This is a genomic window from Citrobacter sp. Cpo040, assembly GCF_030332915.1.
In the GTDB taxonomy this organism is placed as follows: Bacteria; Pseudomonadota; Gammaproteobacteria; order Enterobacterales; family Enterobacteriaceae; genus Citrobacter; species Citrobacter portucalensis.
Genome location: NZ_JAOWGX010000036.1, coordinates 447,422 through 467,182 on the forward strand (window position 1 = coordinate 447,422; position 19,761 = coordinate 467,182).

18 protein-coding genes are annotated in these 19,761 nt (G+C 52.3%); 7 read left to right on the forward strand and 11 right to left on the reverse strand.

Annotation, left to right across the window (positions count from 1 at the left end; translation table 11 throughout):
• The first annotated feature begins 11 nt into the window (after positions 1-11).
• The 5 genes from sdhB (at position 12) to sucD (ending at position 7,159) form a co-directional block, all read left to right on the forward strand.
• Positions 12-728: a succinate dehydrogenase iron-sulfur subunit SdhB gene (gene sdhB, locus OGX86_RS16980; RefSeq protein WP_003022921.1), complete on the forward strand. Its 717-nt coding sequence runs from the start codon at positions 12-14 to the stop codon at positions 726-728.
• A 265-nt stretch (positions 729-993) separates the two neighbouring features.
• Positions 994-3,795 carry a 2-oxoglutarate dehydrogenase E1 component gene (gene sucA, locus OGX86_RS16985; protein WP_168978499.1) on the forward strand — a complete coding sequence of 934 codons (2,802 nt, stop codon included), beginning with the start codon at positions 994-996 and terminating at the stop codon, positions 3,793-3,795.
• Between the two features lie 14 nt (positions 3,796-3,809).
• Entirely contained in the window at positions 3,810-5,033 is a 1,224-nt protein-coding gene (gene odhB, locus OGX86_RS16990; RefSeq protein WP_003022925.1) for a 2-oxoglutarate dehydrogenase complex dihydrolipoyllysine-residue succinyltransferase, read from the forward strand.
• Positions 5,034-5,123: 90 nt separating this feature from the next.
• Positions 5,124-6,290 carry an ADP-forming succinate--CoA ligase subunit beta gene (gene sucC / locus OGX86_RS16995; RefSeq protein ID WP_003022927.1) on the forward strand — a complete coding sequence of 389 codons (1,167 nt, stop codon included), beginning with the start codon at positions 5,124-5,126 and terminating at the stop codon, positions 6,288-6,290.
• Positions 6,290-7,159: a succinate--CoA ligase subunit alpha gene (gene sucD / locus OGX86_RS17000; RefSeq protein ID WP_003022929.1), complete on the forward strand. Its 870-nt coding sequence runs from the start codon at positions 6,290-6,292 to the stop codon at positions 7,157-7,159. Before sucC ends, sucD begins: the two co-directional genes overlap by 1 nt.
• A 96-nt stretch (positions 7,160-7,255) precedes the next feature.
• Here sucD and OGX86_RS17005 read toward each other — a convergent pair whose 3' ends face one another.
• Genes OGX86_RS17005 through otnK form a run of 8 tightly spaced genes read right to left on the reverse strand, consistent with a single transcriptional unit; the run spans position 7,256 to position 14,010 of the window.
• Entirely contained in the window at positions 7,256-7,909 is a 654-nt protein-coding gene (locus OGX86_RS17005; protein ID WP_048214664.1) for an aspartate/glutamate racemase family protein, read from the reverse strand.
• A complete protein-coding gene (locus OGX86_RS17010; protein WP_032942726.1) occupies positions 7,906-8,325 on the reverse strand; it encodes a GlcG/HbpS family heme-binding protein in 420 nt (139 codons plus the stop codon). Before OGX86_RS17010 ends, OGX86_RS17005 begins: the two co-directional genes overlap by 4 nt.
• 5 nt (positions 8,326-8,330) lie before the next feature.
• Entirely contained in the window at positions 8,331-9,677 is a 1,347-nt protein-coding gene (locus tag OGX86_RS17015; RefSeq protein ID WP_020996543.1) for a bile acid:sodium symporter family protein, read from the reverse strand.
• Between the two features lie 21 nt (positions 9,678-9,698).
• Complete coding sequence (locus tag OGX86_RS17020) at positions 9,699-10,511, reverse strand: beta-keto acid cleavage family enzyme (RefSeq protein ID WP_008784143.1); 813 nt, start codon at positions 10,509-10,511, stop codon at positions 9,699-9,701.
• A 28-nt stretch (positions 10,512-10,539) separates the two neighbouring features.
• Positions 10,540-11,316 carry a hydroxypyruvate isomerase family protein gene (locus OGX86_RS17025; protein ID WP_128316867.1) on the reverse strand — a complete coding sequence of 259 codons (777 nt, stop codon included), beginning with the start codon at positions 11,314-11,316 and terminating at the stop codon, positions 10,540-10,542.
• Positions 11,297-12,106: a DeoR/GlpR family DNA-binding transcription regulator gene (locus tag OGX86_RS17030; protein WP_008784145.1), complete on the reverse strand. Its 810-nt coding sequence runs from the start codon at positions 12,104-12,106 to the stop codon at positions 11,297-11,299. Before OGX86_RS17030 ends, OGX86_RS17025 begins: the two co-directional genes overlap by 20 nt.
• A 6-nt stretch (positions 12,107-12,112) precedes the next feature.
• Complete coding sequence (gene otnC, locus OGX86_RS17035; protein ID WP_008784146.1) at positions 12,113-12,757, reverse strand: 3-oxo-tetronate 4-phosphate decarboxylase; 645 nt, start codon at positions 12,755-12,757, stop codon at positions 12,113-12,115.
• On the reverse strand, positions 12,754-14,010 hold the full coding sequence (otnK, locus tag OGX86_RS17040) for a 3-oxo-tetronate kinase (protein ID WP_128316868.1): 1,257 nt from the start codon (positions 14,008-14,010) through the stop codon (positions 12,754-12,756). The genes otnC and otnK overlap by 4 nt, the downstream gene beginning before the upstream one ends.
• A 372-nt stretch (positions 14,011-14,382) precedes the next feature.
• On the opposite strand from otnK, the gene OGX86_RS17045 reads away from it, so the two are divergent.
• Positions 14,383-15,276, forward strand: coding sequence for a PocR ligand-binding domain-containing protein (locus tag OGX86_RS17045; protein WP_048226070.1), 894 nt, complete (start codon positions 14,383-14,385; stop codon positions 15,274-15,276).
• On the opposite strand, the gene cobA is transcribed toward OGX86_RS17045, so the two are convergent.
• Positions 15,255-16,043: a uroporphyrinogen-III C-methyltransferase gene (gene cobA / locus OGX86_RS17050; RefSeq protein WP_003831416.1), complete on the reverse strand. Its 789-nt coding sequence runs from the start codon at positions 16,041-16,043 to the stop codon at positions 15,255-15,257. The genes OGX86_RS17045 and cobA overlap by 22 nt on opposite strands.
• Before the next feature lie 405 nt (positions 16,044-16,448).
• On the opposite strand from cobA, the gene OGX86_RS17055 reads away from it, so the two are divergent.
• Positions 16,449-17,351 (forward strand): LysR substrate-binding domain-containing protein, encoded by a 903-nt coding sequence (locus OGX86_RS17055; protein WP_003022936.1) that lies wholly within the window; start codon positions 16,449-16,451, stop codon positions 17,349-17,351.
• 82 nt (positions 17,352-17,433) lie between these two features.
• Here OGX86_RS17055 and cobO read toward each other — a convergent pair whose 3' ends face one another.
• Positions 17,434-18,036, reverse strand: a complete 603-nt coding sequence (gene cobO / locus OGX86_RS17060) for a cob(I)yrinic acid a,c-diamide adenosyltransferase (protein WP_003022939.1) — start codon at positions 18,034-18,036, stop codon at positions 17,434-17,436.
• A gap of 9 nt (positions 18,037-18,045) precedes the next feature.
• The gene (locus tag OGX86_RS17065; protein WP_128316869.1) at positions 18,046-19,698 is read right to left on the reverse strand and encodes a class I fumarate hydratase; all 1,653 of its coding nucleotides are present in this window, start codon (positions 19,696-19,698) and stop codon (positions 18,046-18,048) included.
• Between the last annotated feature and the right edge of the window lie 63 nt (positions 19,699-19,761).

Consider the following 19,761-nt stretch of genomic DNA (forward strand, 5'->3'; position numbering starts at 1 on the left):
GAGACAGGACAATGAAACTCGAGTTTTCAGTTTATCGCTATAACCCGGATGTTGACGACGCTCCGCGCATGCAGGATTACACCCTGGAGGCGGAAGAAGGGCGTGACATGATGCTGCTGGATGCCTTGATGCAGCTGAAAGAAAAAGATCCGTCGCTGTCGTTTCGTCGCTCCTGCCGTGAAGGGGTTTGTGGCTCCGACGGTCTGAACATGAACGGCAAAAATGGACTGGCCTGTATCACTCCTATTTCCGCACTGAATCAGCCGGGCAAAAAAATTGTCATTCGCCCGCTGCCGGGTTTACCGGTTGTGCGCGATTTGGTGGTAGACATGGGGCAATTCTACGCACAGTATGAGAAGATTAAGCCTTACTTGTTGAATAATGGGAAAAATCCGCCAGCTCGTGAGCATTTACAAATGCCAGAGCAGCGTGAGAAGCTCGATGGGCTGTATGAATGTATTTTGTGCGCATGCTGCTCAACGTCCTGCCCATCATTCTGGTGGAACCCGGACAAGTTTATTGGCCCGGCAGGCCTGCTGGCAGCGTATCGCTTCTTAATTGATAGCCGCGATACCGAGACCGACAGCCGCCTGGAAGGTTTAAGTGACGCTTTCAGCGTATTCCGCTGCCATAGCATCATGAACTGCGTCAGCGTATGTCCGAAAGGACTGAACCCGACGCGCGCCATCGGCCATATTAAGTCGATGCTGCTCAAACGTAGTGCGTAAGTTGTTGTAGTGGTTGCCGGATGGCGACGTAGCGTCTTATCCGGCATACGGGTTACGTACCTTGTAGGCCTGATTAGCGAAGCGCCATCAGGCAATATAAGTGCAGGAAACCTCTAAAAACTGCCACATTATTAGACAGTTTTTAAAGGTTCCTTAGCGGACGCAGATGACACGACAGTCCGCAACAAGTGAACCCCGGCACGCACATCGGTGTGCGTGGTAGTATCCACGGCGAAGTAAGCATACAAATGCTTAAGGGATCACGATGCAGAACAGCGCTTTGAAAGCCTGGTTGGACTCTTCTTACCTCTCTGGTTCTAACCAGAGCTGGATAGAACAGCTCTATGAAGACTTCTTAACCGACCCTGACTCGGTAGATGCTAACTGGCGTTCGACGTTCCAGCAGTTACCTGGTACCGGAGTCAAACCGGATCAACTTCACTCAAAAACACGTGATTATTTCCGTCGACAGGCGTTGATTACCCCACGTTACTCTTCTTCTATTTCCGACCCTGATGCCAATGTGAAGCAGGTTAAAGTCCTGCAGCTCATTAACGCCTACCGTTTCCGCGGTCATCAGCATGCGAATCTTGATCCGCTGGGACTGTGGCAGCAAGAAAATGTGGCCGATCTGGACCCGTCTTTCCACGATCTGACCGATGCGGATTTCCAGGAAAGCTTTAACGTAGGTTCTTTTGCCGGCGGCAAAGACACGATGAAGCTGAGCGACCTGGTTGTCGCGTTGAAACAAACCTACTGCGGCCCAATTGGCGCCGAGTATATGCACATCACCAGCACCGAAGAAAAACGTTGGCTTCAGCAGCGTATCGAGTCTGGCCGTGCCGCATTCAGTAGCGAAGAGAAGAAACGCTTCCTCAGTGAACTGACCGCAGCAGAAGGTCTGGAACGCTACCTGGGCGCTAAGTTCCCGGGCGCGAAACGCTTCTCGCTTGAAGGCGGCGATGCGTTAATCCCAATGCTCAAAGAGATGATCCGCCACGCCGGTAACAGCGGTACCCGTGAAGTGGTACTGGGCATGGCGCACCGTGGTCGTCTGAACGTTCTGGTTAACGTATTGGGCAAACGCCCGCAGGAACTGTTCGACGAATTTGCGGGCAAACATAAAGAACACCTCGGCACCGGTGACGTGAAGTACCACATGGGCTTCTCATCAGATATCGAAACCGAAGGTGGTCTGGTACACCTGGCGCTGGCGTTTAACCCGTCGCACCTGGAAATCGTTAGCCCGGTGGTTATCGGTTCCGTACGTGCACGTTTGGATCGTCTGGACGAGCCGAGCAGCAATAAAGTCCTGCCAATCACCATTCACGGTGATGCGGCAGTTACCGGGCAGGGCGTGGTTCAGGAAACCCTGAACATGTCGAAAGCGCGTGGTTACGAAGTGGGCGGTACCGTTCGCATCGTTATCAACAACCAGGTGGGCTTCACTACGTCTAACCCGCTGGATGCGCGTTCTACACCGTACTGTACCGACATCGGTAAGATGGTTCAGGCGCCGATTTTCCACGTGAACGCGGATGACCCGGAAGCGGTCGCTTTCGTGACGCGTCTGGCGCTGGATTTCCGTAATACCTTTAAACGCGATGTCTTCATCGATCTGGTGTGCTATCGCCGTCACGGCCACAACGAAGCCGACGAGCCGAGCGCAACCCAGCCGCTGATGTATCAGAAAATCAAAAAGCATCCGACCCCGCGCAAAATCTACGCTGATAAGCTGGAAACGGACAAGGTCGCCACGCTGGAAGATGCGACCGAGATGGTCAATCTGTACCGTGACGCGCTGGATGCTGGCGAATGCGTAGTGAAAGAGTGGCGTCCAATGAACATGCACTCCTTCACCTGGTCGCCGTACCTCAACCACGAGTGGGATGAAAACTACCCGAACAAAGTTGAGATGAAGCGTCTGCAGGAGCTGGCAAAACGCATCAGCACTGTACCTGAAGCGGTTGAAATGCAGTCGCGTGTTGCCAAGATTTACGGCGACCGTCAGGCCATGGCCGCAGGCGAGAAGCTGTTTGACTGGGGTGGTGCAGAGAATCTGGCTTACGCCACGCTGGTTGACGAAGGCATTCCGGTCCGTCTGTCGGGTGAAGACTCCGGTCGCGGAACCTTCTTCCACCGTCACGCGGTGATTCATAACCAGGCGAACGGTTCAACCTACACGCCGCTGCAGCATGTGCATAACGGACAGGGCACCTTCCGCGTATGGGACTCCGTGCTGTCTGAAGAAGCCGTGCTGGCTTTCGAGTACGGTTATGCCACAGCAGAACCGCGCACGCTGACCATCTGGGAAGCACAGTTCGGTGACTTCGCTAACGGTGCACAGGTCGTTATCGACCAGTTCATCTCTTCCGGCGAGCAGAAATGGGGCCGTATGTGCGGTCTGGTTATGCTGCTGCCGCACGGCTATGAAGGTCAGGGTCCAGAGCACTCCTCCGCGCGTCTGGAACGTTATCTGCAACTTTGCGCTGAGCAAAACATGCAGGTTTGCGTCCCGTCTACCCCGGCGCAGGTTTACCACATGCTGCGTCGTCAGGCGCTGCGCGGTATGCGTCGTCCGCTGGTGGTGATGTCACCGAAGTCGCTGCTGCGTCATCCGCTGGCGGTGTCTACGCTGGACGAACTGGCAAATGGTACTTTCCTGCCAGCTATTGGCGAAGTAGATGAACTTGATCCTAAAGGCGTGAAGCGTGTCGTGATGTGTTCTGGTAAGGTTTATTACGACCTGCTGGAGCAACGCCGCAAGAACGACCAAAAAGATGTCGCCATTGTGCGCATCGAACAGCTCTATCCGTTCCCGCATAAAGCGGTGCAGGAAGCGCTGAAACCATTTGCTCATGTACATGATTTTGTCTGGTGCCAGGAAGAGCCGCTCAACCAGGGCGCATGGTACTGCAGCCAGCATCATTTCCGTGAAGTAATTCCATTTGGGTCAGCTCTGCGTTATGCAGGTCGCCCGGCCTCTGCCTCTCCGGCAGTAGGGTATATGTCCGTTCACCAGAAGCAGCAACAAGATCTGGTAAATGACGCGCTGAACGTCGATTAAATAAAGGATAAATAATGAGTAGCGTAGATATTCTTGTTCCCGACCTGCCTGAATCCGTAGCGGATGCAACGGTTGCAACCTGGCACAAAAAACCGGGCGATGCAGTACGTCGTGATGAAGTACTGGTAGAAATCGAAACTGACAAAGTGGTACTGGAAGTACCGGCATCAGCGGACGGTATTCTTGATGCGGTTCTGGAAGATGAAGGGACAACCGTCACTTCTCGCCAGATCCTCGGTCGCCTGCGTGAAGGCAACAGCACCGGTAAAGAAACCAGTGCTAAGTCTGAAGAGAAAGATTCTACTCCGGCACAGCGCCAGCAGGCGTCTCTTGCTGAGCAGAACAACGATGCCCTGAGCCCGGCGATCCGTCGCCTGCTGGGTGAGCATAACCTCGAAGCCAGCGCTATCAACGGCACCGGTGTCGGCGGTCGTATCACCCGTGAAGATGTTGAAAAACATCTGGCGAAAGCTCCGGCTGCGAAAGCCGAAGCAAAAGCGCCGGCTGCAGCACCTGCACCGCAGGCTCAACTGGGCGCGCGTGGCGAAAAACGTGTTCCGATGACCCGTCTGCGCAAACGCGTAGCCGAGCGTCTGCTGGAAGCGAAAAATTCCACCGCCATGCTGACCACGTTCAACGAAGTCAACATGAAGCCAATCATGGACCTGCGTAAGCAATACGGTGATGCGTTCGAGAAACGCCACGGTATCCGTCTGGGCTTTATGTCTTTCTACGTGAAAGCGGTTGTTGAAGCGCTGAAACGCTATCCGGAAGTGAACGCGTCCATCGACGGCGATGACGTGGTTTACCACAACTACTTTGATGTCAGCATGGCGGTCTCCACGCCGCGTGGCCTGGTCACGCCGGTCCTGCGTGATGTGGATCTGCTGGGTATGGCTGACATTGAGAAGAATATTAAAGAACTGGCAGTTAAAGGTCGCGACGGCAAGTTGACGGTCGAAGATCTGACGGGTGGTAACTTCACCATCACTAACGGTGGTGTGTTCGGTTCCCTGATGTCCACGCCGATCATCAACCCACCGCAGAGCGCCATCCTGGGTATGCATGCCATCAAAGATCGTCCGATGGCGGTAGACGGCAAGGTTGAAATCCTGCCGATGATGTATCTGGCGCTGTCTTATGACCACCGTCTGATCGATGGTCGTGAGTCAGTAGGCTTCCTGGTAACTATTAAAGAGTTGCTGGAAGATCCAACGCGTCTGCTGCTGGACGTGTAGTTAATAAGAGTATCACCTGCCCCGTAGGTCTGGACGCTTATCAGACCTACGGGTAAAAGATAACGATTACCTGAAGGATGGACAGAACACATGAACTTACATGAATATCAGGCAAAACAACTTTTTGCCCGCTATGGCTTACCGGCACCGGTGGGTTATGCCTGTACTACTCCGCGTGAAGCCGAAGAAGCTGCATCTAAAATCGGCGCTGGCCCGTGGGTAGTGAAATGTCAGGTTCACGCTGGTGGCCGTGGTAAAGCGGGCGGTGTGAAGGTGGTAAACAGCAAAGAAGACATTCGCGCTTTTGCTGAACACTGGCTGGGTAAACGTCTGGTCACTTACCAGACAGACGCTCATGGCCAACCGGTAAATCAGATTCTGGTTGAAGCCGCGACCGACATTGGTAAAGAACTTTACCTCGGCGCAGTTGTTGACCGTAGCTCCCGTCGCGTGGTCTTCATGGCCTCTACCGAAGGCGGCGTGGAAATCGAAAAAGTAGCGGAAGAAACCCCGCACCTGATCCACAAAGTGGCGCTCGATCCGCTGGCAGGCCCGATGCCTTACCAGGGTCGTGAGCTGGCGTTCAAACTGGGTCTGGAAGGTAAACAGGTTCAGCAGTTCACCAAGATCTTCATGGGTCTGGCGACTATCTTCCTGGAGCGCGATCTGGCGCTGATCGAAATCAACCCGCTGGTGGTGACCAAGCAGGGTGACCTGATCTGCCTCGACGGTAAACTGGGCGCTGACGGCAACGCACTGTTCCGCCAGGCTGATCTGCGCGAAATGCGCGACCAGTCTCAGGAAGATCCGCGTGAAGCGCAGGCTGCACAGTGGGAACTGAACTACGTCGCACTGGACGGTAACATCGGTTGTATGGTTAACGGTGCGGGCCTGGCAATGGGCACCATGGACATCGTTAAGCTGCACGGCGGCGAACCGGCTAACTTCCTCGACGTTGGCGGCGGTGCGACCAAAGAGCGTGTAACCGAAGCGTTCAAAATTATCCTCTCTGATGACAATGTTAAAGCCGTACTGGTTAACATCTTCGGCGGTATCGTACGTTGCGATCTGATCGCTGACGGTATCATCGGCGCGGTAGCAGAAGTAGGTGTAAACGTTCCGGTCGTGGTACGTCTGGAAGGTAACAACGCTGAACTCGGCGCGAAAAAACTGGCTGATAGCGGCCTGAATATTATTGCAGCGAAAAGTCTGACGGATGCAGCTCAGCAGGTTGTTGCCGCAGTGGAGGGGAAATAATGTCAGTTTTAATTAATAAAGATACCAAGGTTATCTGCCAGGGCTTCACCGGTAGCCAGGGGACATTCCACTCCGAACAAGCGATCGCTTACGGTACGCAAATGGTCGGTGGCGTTACGCCGGGCAAAGGCGGCACCACGCATCTGGGTCTGCCAGTGTTCAACACCGTACGTGAAGCGGTAGAAGCGACCGGCGCAACCGCCACCGTTATCTATGTTCCGGCACCGTTCTGCAAAGATTCCATTCTGGAAGCAATCGATGCAGGCATCAAGCTTATCATCACCATCACCGAAGGTATCCCAACACTGGATATGCTGACCGTGAAAGTGAAGCTGGATGAAGCTGGCGTACGCATGATCGGCCCGAACTGCCCAGGCGTTATCACTCCGGGTGAATGTAAAATCGGTATCATGCCGGGCCACATTCACAAGCCGGGTAAAGTGGGTATCGTTTCCCGTTCAGGTACCCTGACCTATGAAGCGGTTAAGCAGACCACCGACTACGGTTTCGGCCAGTCTACCTGTGTGGGTATCGGCGGCGACCCGATCCCAGGCTCTAACTTCATCGACATCCTGAAGCTGTTCCAGGAAGATCCGCAGACTGAAGCGATCGTCATGATCGGTGAGATCGGCGGTAGCGCGGAAGAAGAAGCTGCTGCTTATATTAAAGATCATGTGACCAAGCCGGTTGTGGGTTACATCGCGGGTGTGACTGCGCCGAAAGGTAAGCGTATGGGTCACGCGGGTGCGATCATCGCGGGTGGTAAAGGTACAGCGGATGAGAAATTCGCTGCGCTGGAAGCCGCAGGCGTGAAAACTGTTCGTAGCCTGGCCGATATCGGCGAAGCGCTGAAAACCGTTATTAAGTAAGAAATAAAAAAACAGCCCTGACTCTCTGCATAGTCAAGGGCTGGTCCCGTTTCGACATGGTTGGCCATCTGATGATGGCCTTTTTTTGCCGAGAATTTAGCGTTCAGCCAGCGTTTTCAACCAGCGAATTCCACTTTCCGGTGAGGTCATTACCGGCACCGGCGGGGAAGGGAGCTGTTGTAAAACGCGCGCCATCGAAGCCTGCGCCAGCATCACGACATCCGCCTGGGTAAAGGCGCTCTGTAACCCTTCACTGACGATACGGTCATGGGTATCCATATCTCCCGCCAGCAGCGCGTGGAATGCATCCTCCATTAATACAGGCGTAATGGTTCGTGATTTACCGCTTTGCTGAACTTTACGCTGGACGTAATCCAGCGTTGGCTTCAGCGTGGTTGCCACGGTTGCTAACACGGCGATCCGTTCGCCTTTTTCAATCGCCTCTTCCACCATCGCGCAGTCAATGCGCGCGAGCTGGAGTGGGGTCATAAACTGGCATTGCTCCACCGCAGTACCAATTGAAGAGCAGGCGGTAATAAAGATATCGCAGTCCGCCTTTTCAGCAATATGCACATAGTCGGCGATGCGGGCGGCAATATTTGGCGATACGCCTCCGGCTTTCATCACCTGTTTAATCATAGATTCTTCAACCAGGTGCATCACTTCGACCTCCGGCATGATGTCGGCGATCAGCTGTTGCATTATCGCAAGCGTGGCTGCACTGGTATGCAGCATGGCGACCTTTTTCATTGGGCAATCTCCTTAAGTAACGTTTCCGCGACGGACAGCGCCGCATCATGATCTTCCTGCGCGGATAAACCGCCCACCGCGACGGCTCCAAGGCATTTCCCCTGGTGCAGAATCGGGATCCCGCCCGGCAGCGCCGTAAAACGCGGATCGGCAAAATAGCTAATATCCAGCTGCTCTTTTTGCAGACGCTGTAAAAATGCCTGCGTGGTGCAGCCCAGGCGGCTGCTGGTGCGCGCTTTACGCTGGGTTAACTCGATGGTTAACAGTTTGGCGTTATCCATCCGCGCAAAGCTGAGCAGTTCTCCATTGGCATCGCATACGGCCACGCTTAACGGGCGATTTGCATAACGTGTTTCGGCGAGTTCGAGCGCATAGGTTACGGCGCGCAGGGCGTGTCCCAGAGTGAGAGTTGTCATCGTGATTATCCTTTCGACAGATTTTCGCAAGCAGGTTGAACGGGATCTTTGGCTGCTGCTACTTGCGCCTGTCTGGCGTCTTTTTTGCGCCAGTAGTTAGCGAGCAGCGAGCCGCTAACGTTACCCAGCGGTGTCATCACCGCTGATGCGAGTCCAACCGTTGCCAGTTTGCCCATCGCGGCGGCAAGCCCTGACGCCATACCGCCGTTTTGCAGGCCGACTTCAAAGGCCACGGTACGGGCAGACTGCACGTCCATGCGGAAGATCCAACGGCTCATCAGATAACCAATCAGGAAGCCGCCGAGGTTATGCATCAACATGGCGAAGCAGAGCAGGAAACCGACCTGCACCAGGTTGTCGCGCCCGGCGGCGGCGGCGGTGGTGGTAAAGAAAATGATCCCCATCATTGAGATGGTTGGCATGACCTTCTTCACGCCCGCCACGCGGCCATACAGCCAGTTGTAGAACAATGCCCAAACGAGGCCGCCTGCTACGAAGTTGAGGACCACCGCGTACATCTGCGCTTCGGCGCTGGCATGACCAAACAGCGCGTCCCAGCCGCCGGCAATCATATACAGCAGCCAAATTGCGCCGATCCCGGCCAGCATCTGGACAACACGGCGTCCGCGCACGCCTGCATAGGTTTTCAGATAGTCATGCAGAATTGCTGCTCCGATGGGAATTAATACGATTTTCACCACGTCCATCACCATCGCGGTGAGCTGGATATCGATCATCGAACCCGCCAGCAGATTAACCCACAGTGGCGTCATTACCGTTGCCGCCAGCGTTGAGACTGCGGCGATTGACACCGCCAGCGCGAGGTTGGCGTTGGCGATGTAAACCATCACCGTCGACGAGAGACCGCTGGGGCAAGCGCCAATCAACAAAATGCCCACCGCCACTTCAGGCGGAAAATCAAAGATCAGGGTAATGCTCAGGCCGAGCAGGGGCATGATCACGAAATGGCAGAAGGTACCGATAAAAACTGCCCACGGCATTTTGGCGACATCAATAAAATCCTGGATCGTTAGCTTGGTGCCCATGCTGAACATGGTGGCCTGAATCACAAGGAACACGATCCATTTATGAGTGATATTGAAACCGCCCCAGACGATCAGATCCGTAGACCAGGTCATGGCGGCAACAAAACCAGCGATGATCCACAGCGTAAACTGATAGCTGCGTAAACCAGGCCAGTAGCCTGCACCGGCGGCGAATCCGACGGTGAACATCACCAGCCCCGGCTGCCACAGCGCCGTGGACTGGATGAGCGCGCCGATAATCGCCAGCACCACGCCCGCAACGCTGACGCCGAGTCCGGTTTTGTGAATAACAGTGGTCATAGTCATGTTGAAATGTCCTTGCTGTTGTTATTGCTGCCGGGGTGGAATAGATAACATGCGCCGCGCAATTTCCGGCGTAGCAACTTTTTTATCCATACTGCGAATGAGCGTAGCGAGTTTGGCTACCTGCTGATAATTATGCTGCGCTTTTTCTTCGGCGCTTAAATAATAACTATCTTCATAGCCGATTCGCACTTCACTGGCACCCATAGCGACCGCGGCAGCGATAATATCGAAATTCCTTCTGCCAAAATGAGTAATTCCCCATAAGGCGTCACGTGGGATCATGCTACGCAGAGCAATTAATGCATCAACGGTTGCAGGCGTACTGCCGCGGTGACCGAGAACAATATTAAAGAGCATAGGTTTTTGAAATTTTATTTTATCTTCAAGGTTCAGGATGTTATTTATCATGCCGATTTCAAAAACTTCAAACTCTGGAATAATATTGCGTTCAGTTATTTGCCGTGAACAATATTCCACGTCCGGACCGGGATTAAAATACACCGCATCACCGAGGTTAACTGAACCGACGTTCAGCGAGGCCATCTCCACGCCGGGGCAGGCCAGTGGCGCGCAGCGCTCGGCGATGGACATCGAAGAGACGCCGCCGGTAGAAGCCTGAATAATCAGGTTTGAATGGCGCATAACGCGGTCAATTGTTGCCTGAAAGTCGGTAGTATCTGGCGTCAGGCGTCCCTGTTTATCGCGAACGTGTAAATGGACGATGGACGCGCCATGTTCTACGCTGGCGAGTATTTCCTGCGCCAGTTCTTCGGGTATAACTCTGGGGCAATCCGCGGCAACGGGTGCCAGCGAAATAATAACAGTATCCGACATTTTTTCCTCCGGTACAGAGATATTAAAATTATAGGTAAGGCGTTATCCAGCGTAATGATTCCGGCCCTGATGTTGATGGTTGATATTCACAGCCAATCCAGTCCTGGTAATTCATTTTTCTTATAAAATTAAATAGCCATGCTTCATTTAACTCCCCGGTTCCCGGTTCATGGCGATAAGGAACAGAAGCGATTTGAAAATGTTTAATAAGGATAAAATAGCGTTCGATATTTTTTGCCACGTTGCCATGAGTTTTCTGACAGTGGTAAATATCAAACTGTAAGCCGATATTCTTCTTACCAACCTCGTGAATGATAGATTCAGCCAGCGGGAAACTGTCAATAAAATAACCGGGCATATCCTGCGAATTTAATGGTTCAATCAGTACATCGATTTCCGCGTCTGCCATCACATCGCAGGCGATGCGCAGTCGATTCGTCAGGAGGTCGCGCTGGGCGTGCAGCGTCAGGTCATTGCAGCGCAAGCCGGACATAACGTGAACCCGGCGACAACCCAGTGCCGTGGCGTAATCTCGCGCCACGTTCAGGCTGTGATGAAATTCCTGGTCTCGACCGGGCAATGCTGCGAGTCCCCGTTCACCCTGTGCCCAGTTGCCAGCCGGGGCGTTCATTAGCACCACCGGCAGAGAAGTTTCCCGCTGAGCGGCCCGCAAATGCTCCAGCGGGTGCTGCCAGAGAAACAGCCCTTCTACGCCGCGAAAACCGGCTGCTTTTGCCGCCTGAAATCGACCCGCTATCGGTAAATCAGTAAATAACCAGTCGAGGTTAGCCGCTAACTTCAGCATGGCGTGCACCCTCCCGGCCATCAACCAGATGCAGCTTAACGCCCTGGCTGACAATAGTCTGCTGCGCATTTTCCGGTAACCGGTTATCAGAAATAATGTCGGTTAACTGCTCCAGCCCACAGATGTGGAACATGCCGTATTTGCCAAATTTACTGCTGTCACAGACCAGCACCCGACGCCGGGAGACGGTAAGCACCGCTTCTTTGACCGAGGCTTTCCCTTCACTCGGCGTCGACATGCCGCGCTCGGTATCCCACGACGATGAACTGAGAAACGCCACATCAATATTAATGGTGCGCAGAAAACTGGCGGCGCTTTTGCCAAGACATGAGCGGTTACGCTGATCCACCAGACCGCCGGTGTGATAGAGCGTAATGTGTGGCATATCCATCAGATAGTGGCTGATGGAAAAATCGTTGGTGACTACCGTCAGATTGAAACAGTGGCTGGCGGCTACCGCTTTCGCCACTTCAAACAACGATGTTCCGGCATCCAGATACAGCGTTTGTCCGGGCTCAATGAGCATTGCGGCGAGCTGGCCCATTTTGCGCTTCACATCATGATTCAACTCGGCTTTTTCCCGCCACGGCAGTTCGGATTTCAGCAGGTTATTGAGCTTCACGCCGCCGTTAATGGCGATAACTTTGCCTTCTTCTTCCAGCAACTGAATGTCGCGACGTACGGTCATATGCGACACGCTCATTAGATCTGCCAGTTCATTAAATGAGGCGGCATTTTTTTCGTGCACGTAGCGGTAGATAAAATCACGTCGTTGCTCGGGGATCATCATGTCACCTCACGCTTGCCGGGAATGTTCAAGTTCGGCCACCGCCTCTTCTGAGAGCGGAACATAGCCGAGCGGTTTTAATGTCAGCCAGATGCGGGCGCTGTCTTCTAGTTCCTCGGCGTTAAATACCGCCTCACGCAGCGAGCGACCGCTTACTACCGGCCCGTGATTGGCCAGCAACGCAGCCGTATGATCTGCCGCGATTTCACTCAGTGCGCTGGCAATGCCTTCATGGCCGGGCTTGAAATAAGGCAGCAGCGGTAGCTGTCCGACGCGCATCACATAGTATGGCGTTAGTGGCGGTAGACAGTTTTCTGGTGTGGAGCAAGGCAGACAGGAGAGCGCGGTCAGCCATGGAGAATGCAGGTGCACAACCGCGCCGCAGGATGGCCGATGCCGATACCACGCCAAATGCATGGGCACCTCTTTTGACGGTTTGTCGCCGCTAAGATGCACGCCGTTGGCATCCAGCCTACTTAGCGTGGCAGGATCAAGCTCACCCAGGCAGGAGTTGGTCGGGGTCACCAGATAGCCGCCATCCGGTAATTTGACGCTGAGGTTGCCGGAGCCGCCGCTGCTGTAACCACGCATAAACAAGGAACGGCCATAGTGGACGAGTAGTTCGCGTAGTTGGTGTTCACTCACCGGATTCATAATGCGTACTCCTGGGCTGTAAAAAAGAAATCTTCGTCACCAAAGTTGCCTGACTTCAGCGCCAGCGCCAGACCGGAGGAAAATACCCACGGCACGCCAGGCGCAATGGCTTTGCCAACGGACAGACGCTTCACCTGCAGTGCCTCTACCACGGTGCCGGATGTTTCTCCGCCAGCGACGATAAAGGTGTTTACACCTGCAACTTGTAGCTTTGCGCTCAGTCGGGAAAAAGCGTGTTCGATCGCCTGGCTGGCAGTCTGTTCGCCGTACTCTTGTTGAATGCGTTGGAGTACGTCTGGCGGCTGGGTGGCGTATATCATCGGCGCGAATGGGTCGTTGATATGCGTCATCGCCCAGGCACACAGTTCATCAGTGTAGCGTTCTGTATCAGACAGGCAGCGGGCCACGTCGAGTACACGAGAGGCTGCTGCGGCCTTATAGCGATTGACCTGACGATTACTCATTGCAGAACAGCTACCGGAGAACACCACCGTGTTAGCGGGTAGTGGAAAAGCGTCCGGCGGCATGGTTTGCTGAGTTCCGGTGCAGGCGGCCAGTGCGCCACCGAGCCCGGAGCCCCCGGCTAACAGAGGGCTGGCATGGAGTGCCTGCGCCAGCGTGGTGAGATCTGCTTCATCCAGCGTATCGACGATAACGTGACGCGTACCTTCAGCCTGAAGTTGGGCCAGAGCGTCAGTGACCGCTTCCACACCTTGACGCAGCGTCGTGAGGTTGATGCAACCAACCTTGCCTGGCGTTTGCGCGCTCAGCAGGCGTGGCAGGCTGGCATCGGTCATAGGATTAAGCGGATGCTTTTCCATCCCGGATTCGTTAAGCAGTACGCCGTTTACAAAAAGATGGCCATGCACCACCGTGCGCCCGTTTTGCGGCAGGGCGGGGCAGTGGACGATCACGGGTGTACGCAGGTCGTTCATCAACGCATCGCTGACCGGTCCAATATTGCCTGTTGGCGTGGAGTCGAACGTCGAACAATATTTAAAATAGATCTGGCGGACACCTGCCTTTTGTTTCAGCCAGCGGGCACAGGACAGAGATTGTGCGATGGCCTGTTCTGCGGGTAATGAGCGGCTTTTCAGCGAGATGACGATAGCGTCAACCTCTTCATTCCAGCATTGAGTGGTATCAGGCATTCCGGGCAGGAGTGCAACGCGCCACCCCTGCTGCGCCATAAAGCTTGCAATGTCCGTTGCGCCGGTGAAATCGTCGGCGATAACGCCTGTGGTGACGGCCATGGATCAACTCCGTTCAGATTGTTTGCTAATTGAACATATTATTCAGGAGGGCCTTTCACATTCACATGATGATTATCACAAATAAGCACATCATTGATTCACAGTAAAAATGAGTAATCTATTGAAAATAATGGATAAAGATGTTTGGTGTTGCGAAAAGAGTCTCACAAGAGAGTGTGAAGATTCGTTAATCTTTGAGAAAGCGAAGTCAGTAGTATGCAGCGGAGTATTATCGAGTTCGCTTTAACTCTCTTGCCAATTGATCATAATCATCTGCATAAATGAGATTATTTTTTGCGGTGAGCATCATTCTTTCTCTTGATTAATTTCTGCATATTACCGGCTTTAATTTCATTAATGCCGGAGGATACCGTGTCGTTGAAAATCCAGGATGATTATCTACAACGTTTTTTCTCGATAGCAAAAGTATTCTCCAGTGCGACTGGATTAGCCACGGTTGTGGTTGATGTTAACGGAAAAACTCTCTCGGATTGCCATAACTTTAATTCGTTCTGCACATTAATGCGGGCGGATGAACGATATTGTACGAGTTGCCAAAAGTGTGAAAAATATTGTGCTTTTGAAGGATTAAAACACCTTAAACCCAGAATACTCAGCTGCCACGCAGGGCTAAGTCTGTTTTCTATGCCATTAATTCGCGATGGGCATCTGTACGGTTTTATGCTCTGTGGGCAGGTGCGGGCAAAATATCAGGAATATAAAACTATCGTTATTGATAATGAATGCTCATGGATGGATGAACCAAAAATAAAAGCTGAATGGAGTCAGGTGGCGGTAGTCGATAATAATACGCTGGTGGCATCAGCTAATTTATTAAATTTTATTGTTGATAATTTTGAGACAGAACAGCAACAACCTGATGAGTTTGTTATCCCGCCGACCAGTTACATGCGTCATTATTTTACAGAGCCTTCCCGACACGAGAAAAAGCTTCTGGCAGCGTTGCGTTATATTGATGAGAATTTATATAGTGAATTATCACTGGAATCCGTAGCAGCTCACGTTTGCTTAAGCGCAAACTATTTCAGCCGTTTTTTTAAGAAACGGCAGGGCGTTAACTTTAAAACCTGGGTGAATCAGAAAAAAATGCAAAAAGCGGGGGAGTTATTGCACGATCCCGTTCATTCAATAGACAGCATTGCCCGGAAACTCCAATACGCACAAACCAGTTACTTTTGCCGCGTTTTCCGGGCGGCGCATCAAACGTCGCCCCAGTCTTTTCGTCATGCCAGACTGTCGCAGTAAAGGTTTTCTGGCAGCGTAATGGCTTCAGGGATAAAAGAGAGCCGATCACTCAGGGTTACCACATCACCAATCACTATCAGCGCAGGGGGGAGAATGTTAGCTTCTTGCGCCTTGCTCAGTAGTGAACCGAGCGTACAGGTCAGTCGGCGTTGGTTATCCCGGGTGGCGGACATAATTAGCGCTGCAGGCGTATCTGCTGATTTTCCACCCATCAATAATTCCTCACAGATAAACGCCAGATTGGCGATACCCATGACGATAACCAGCGTACCATTCAGTTTGGCCAGCTGACGCCAGTCCTGCTGTTGGTTGCCCTCCCGCGTATGACCGGTTACCACGTGAAATCCCGAGGCGAAATCGCGGTGTGTTACCGGAATCCCGGCATAGGTCAGGCCACCAATGGTTGAGCTGATACCCGGCACCACTTCAAACGGGATGCCCGTCTCGACGAGATCCTCAACTTCTTCAGCCCCACGTCCAAAAACATACGGATCGCCGCCTTTCAGACGCACAATATTATTGTGCGTTTGGGCATACTGGACAAGCAGTGCATTGATTTCATCCTGCGGTACACAATGGAAACCTGGGTTTTTGCCGACATTGATAAGAAGACAATCAGGTAATGCCCATTCCAAAATTTTAGGATTGACCAGCCGATCGTAAATAATGACATCAGCCTGTTTAATGCACATCATTGCTTTGAGGGTAAGTAATGAAATATCACCGGGACCTGCCCCAACGAGCCAGACCTTTCCGAAAGTTTTCACATTGTGTCCTTTATCACATCGATCAAAAAAAGGCAGAAACTACATCAAGGAATGATAAAAAGCAGTCGTTTGCCCGTAAGTTATAACGTGAAATTATCCAAAATTATCGCACTGATAATATTGATTAATCTCGCAAAGTTTTTTCTGCAATAAACAAGATAACTTGAAAAATTATTAAGAACTTATTGGCACCATTTGCTTAGGTTTAACCTTATTTAAATTGTGTTTATTGCTGCTCTTGAGTATTATTGGTTAATATTTATCCGCCATCAGTGTGAGTAAATCATGGATTGGATCAATGACATTAATGGATGAAATAAAATATAACTCTCGGTGCTTATCTGGGTAGCTTGAATTATTTTTTATAAATTAAACTATTTTTGTACGCTGCATATGGAAGAGGTTATGAGAGGAAAAATACCCAAGACGGAGTTGCTGGTAACTTTTGAAGTTGTTGCGCGTCACGAAAGTTATACTCGGGCAGCTGAAGAGCTGGCTTTAACACAAAGTGCTGTTTTCCGCCAGGTAAATGCACTGGAGGATTTTCTCAATACCGCGCTATTTAATCATGCCAAAAAACGCATTTTTTTAAATGCGGCCGGTAAACACTATTTAAGTATCGTTAAAGAAACGTTAAATAAACTTGAACGAGATACGACGACGATAATGACCTGGCAGCCGACGGTACAGGTTATTGAGCTGGCGGTGAATCCGACGTTCAGCACGCACTGGCTGATCCCAAACCTGCGTGAATTTAACAAACTTAATCCTGATATTATCGTGAACATTCATTCCCTGGCGAATATTGGTGATTTTCTCAATCGAGAGTATGACGCGGCAATCATGCGCGAAGACTTTTATTCTCCATGGTCAGGGGTTGAGTACCTGTTTGAAGAGGAAATTCTGCCGGTTTGCAGCCGCTGTTTGCTGGCCGAACCGGAACGAAAACTGGCGGTGAACGAATTACTAAACGAATTTCCGCTCTTGCACCAAAGCACGCGCATCAAAGGGTGGCAGGAGTGGTTTGCGCTGTCAGATGTCAGCAGTCCGCTGGTGAATAAAGGTCCGAGATTTGATTTGTTATCGATGCTGATCGCGGCGGTCCGCTCTAATCTGGGCGTTGCGCTGCTCCCACGTTTTGCCATTCAGCACGATCTGGACAGCGGTGATATGGTCATTCCTTGCGATGTTCCAATGCGTACCGGGAATCGATTTATTATGACGTGGCGTGAAGAGAAATCGGAATCCGAGCATTTACAGATTTTCCGTAACTGGTTGCTCAGTAAGTCCGTGGTATCGGCTGCCTGAGGATGGCTTGCGCCTTATCAGGCCTACAACGATGGGTAGGCCGGATAAGACGCGTTAGCATCGTTATCCGGCAAAAAAACGGCTACCAGTCGATCCCAATCTGTGCCTGAATACCGCGGTCAAACGCGTGTTTGACCGGGCGAATTTCACTGACCGTATCGGCCAGTTCCAGCAACAGTGTGTGGCATCCGCGTCCTGTGACGATAACGCTCTGACCGGCAGGGCGATTTTCGATGGCGCTGATAACCTCTTGGGTATCCAGATAGTGGTAAGCAAGCATGTAGGTGAGTTCATCCAGCACCACTAGATCGTAATGCGCATCAGCCAGCATGCGCTTACTTTCTTGCCAGACAACCGTTGCCGCCTCGATATCCGCTTGCCGGTTTTGGGTTTCCCAGGTAAACCCGGTGCCCATAATATGGAATTCAACGCCGAGTGGTTGCAGGGTGTTGTACTCGCCATTATCCCACTGACCTTTGATAAACTGCGCGATGCCAACGGTTTTTCCGTGACCCACTGCGCGCGTTGCCGTGCCAAAGGCTGCGGTGGATTTCCCTTTACCGTTGCCGGTGAAGACAATCAGGATCCCTTTCTTCTCCGTTGCCGCCGCCACGCGGGTATCAACCTGTTCTTTCAGTTTCTGCTGACGCTGGCGGTGTCTGTCATTATTGGCTCGCGCTTCCATTGAGGCTCCTTAATGTCCTGCCGGACAGGTTGCGCAGCGATGCTGCTGCTCAAACTGACTAAAGAAGTTATTGCCTTTGTCATCCACTAATACGAAGGCCGGCATATTTTTAACTTCCATCATCCATACGGCTTCCATTCCCAGTTCGGGATATTCAAGGCACTGCAGGCTTTTCACGTACTGCTGCGCCAGCAGGGCTGCTGCACCGCCAATGCTGCCGAGGCTAAATCCACCGTGTTTGTGACAGGCATCAGTGACCTGCTGGCTGCGGTTACCCTTGGTGAGCATAATGAGGCTGCCGCCTTGTGCCTGGAAAGCATCGACATACCCATCCATGCGCCCGCCGGTGGTGGGCCCCATTGAGCCACAAGCCTGATTTTCCGGGGTTTTGGCGGGACCCGCGTAGTAAACGATATGCTTTTTCATGTATTCCGGCATCGGTTCGCCGTTATCCAGTCGCGCTTTGATATTCGCGTGGGCGATATCGCGAGCGACAACAATCGGGCCGCTTAACGACAGGCGTGTACCAATGGGCAGAGCGGACAGGTCGTGCAGGATGTCACGCAGCGGACGGTTCAGATCCAGTTGTACGGTCTGAGCGCCGTTTTCTATCCGGTGAGAATCAGGAATGAATTTGCCTGGATTATGCTCGAGTTTCTCCAGCCAGATACCGTGTTTATTAATTTTGGCCTTAATGTTACGGTCGGCAGAGCAGGAGAGGGCCATCGCGATTGGGCAGGAGCCGCCGTGGCGCGGTAAGCGAATTACGCGGATATCGTGGGCAAAGTATTTGCCGCCAAACTGCGCCCCGATGCCAAACTCGCGGCTGGCATTGAGCAACTCGGCTTCCAGCGCCGTATCACGGAACGCCTGGCCCAGCTCGTTCCCGCTGGTGGGTAGATTATCGTAATATTTGGTTGAAGCCAGTTTGGCGGCTTTCAGCGCCTGGTCGGCGGATAAGCCCCCAACCACAAAAGCGATGTGATACGGCGGACAAGCGGCTGTCCCCAGTGATTTCATTTTTTCGATCAGGAACGCAGTGAGTTTTTCCGGCTGTAGAATGGATTTGGTTTCCTGGTACAGCGCCGCTTTGTTAGCTGAGCCGCCACCTTTATTGACGAACAGGAAACGGTATTCGTTACCTGGGGTGGCGCTAATATCGATTTGTGCGGGCAGGTTGGTCTGGGTATTGACCTCGGTATACATATCCAGCGGGGCATTTTGTGAGTAACGCAGGTTGTTTTCGGTAAAGGTGGAATACACGCCTTTGCTTAATGCTTCTGCGTCATCGCCGCCGGTCCAGACATGTTGTCCTTTGCTGGCCACAATGGTTGCCGTCCCGGTATCCTGGCAGTTGGGCAGAACGCCTTTAGCTGAAACCTCTGCATTGCGCAGCAGCTGCAATGCGACGTACTTATCGTTACTGCTGGCCTGTGGGTCGTGCAAAATGCTGGCAATCTGTTTTAAATGTCCGGCGCGCAGGAAAAATGAAGCCTCATAAAACGCCTGCTGTGCTAACAAGGTTAACGCTTCCGGTGCAACCTTGATCACTTCCTCTCCGTCTAACTCCGTTACCGTAACGTGCTGGTTACTAAGTAATTCATACTCGGTACTATCTTTACTCTGAACAAAGAGTTCCTGCCAGACAAATGGTTTAGACATGTTTACTTCTCACCTCTTCGTGTTGTTTGCCGAATGGCGCTTCGCTTATCCGGCCTACGATTA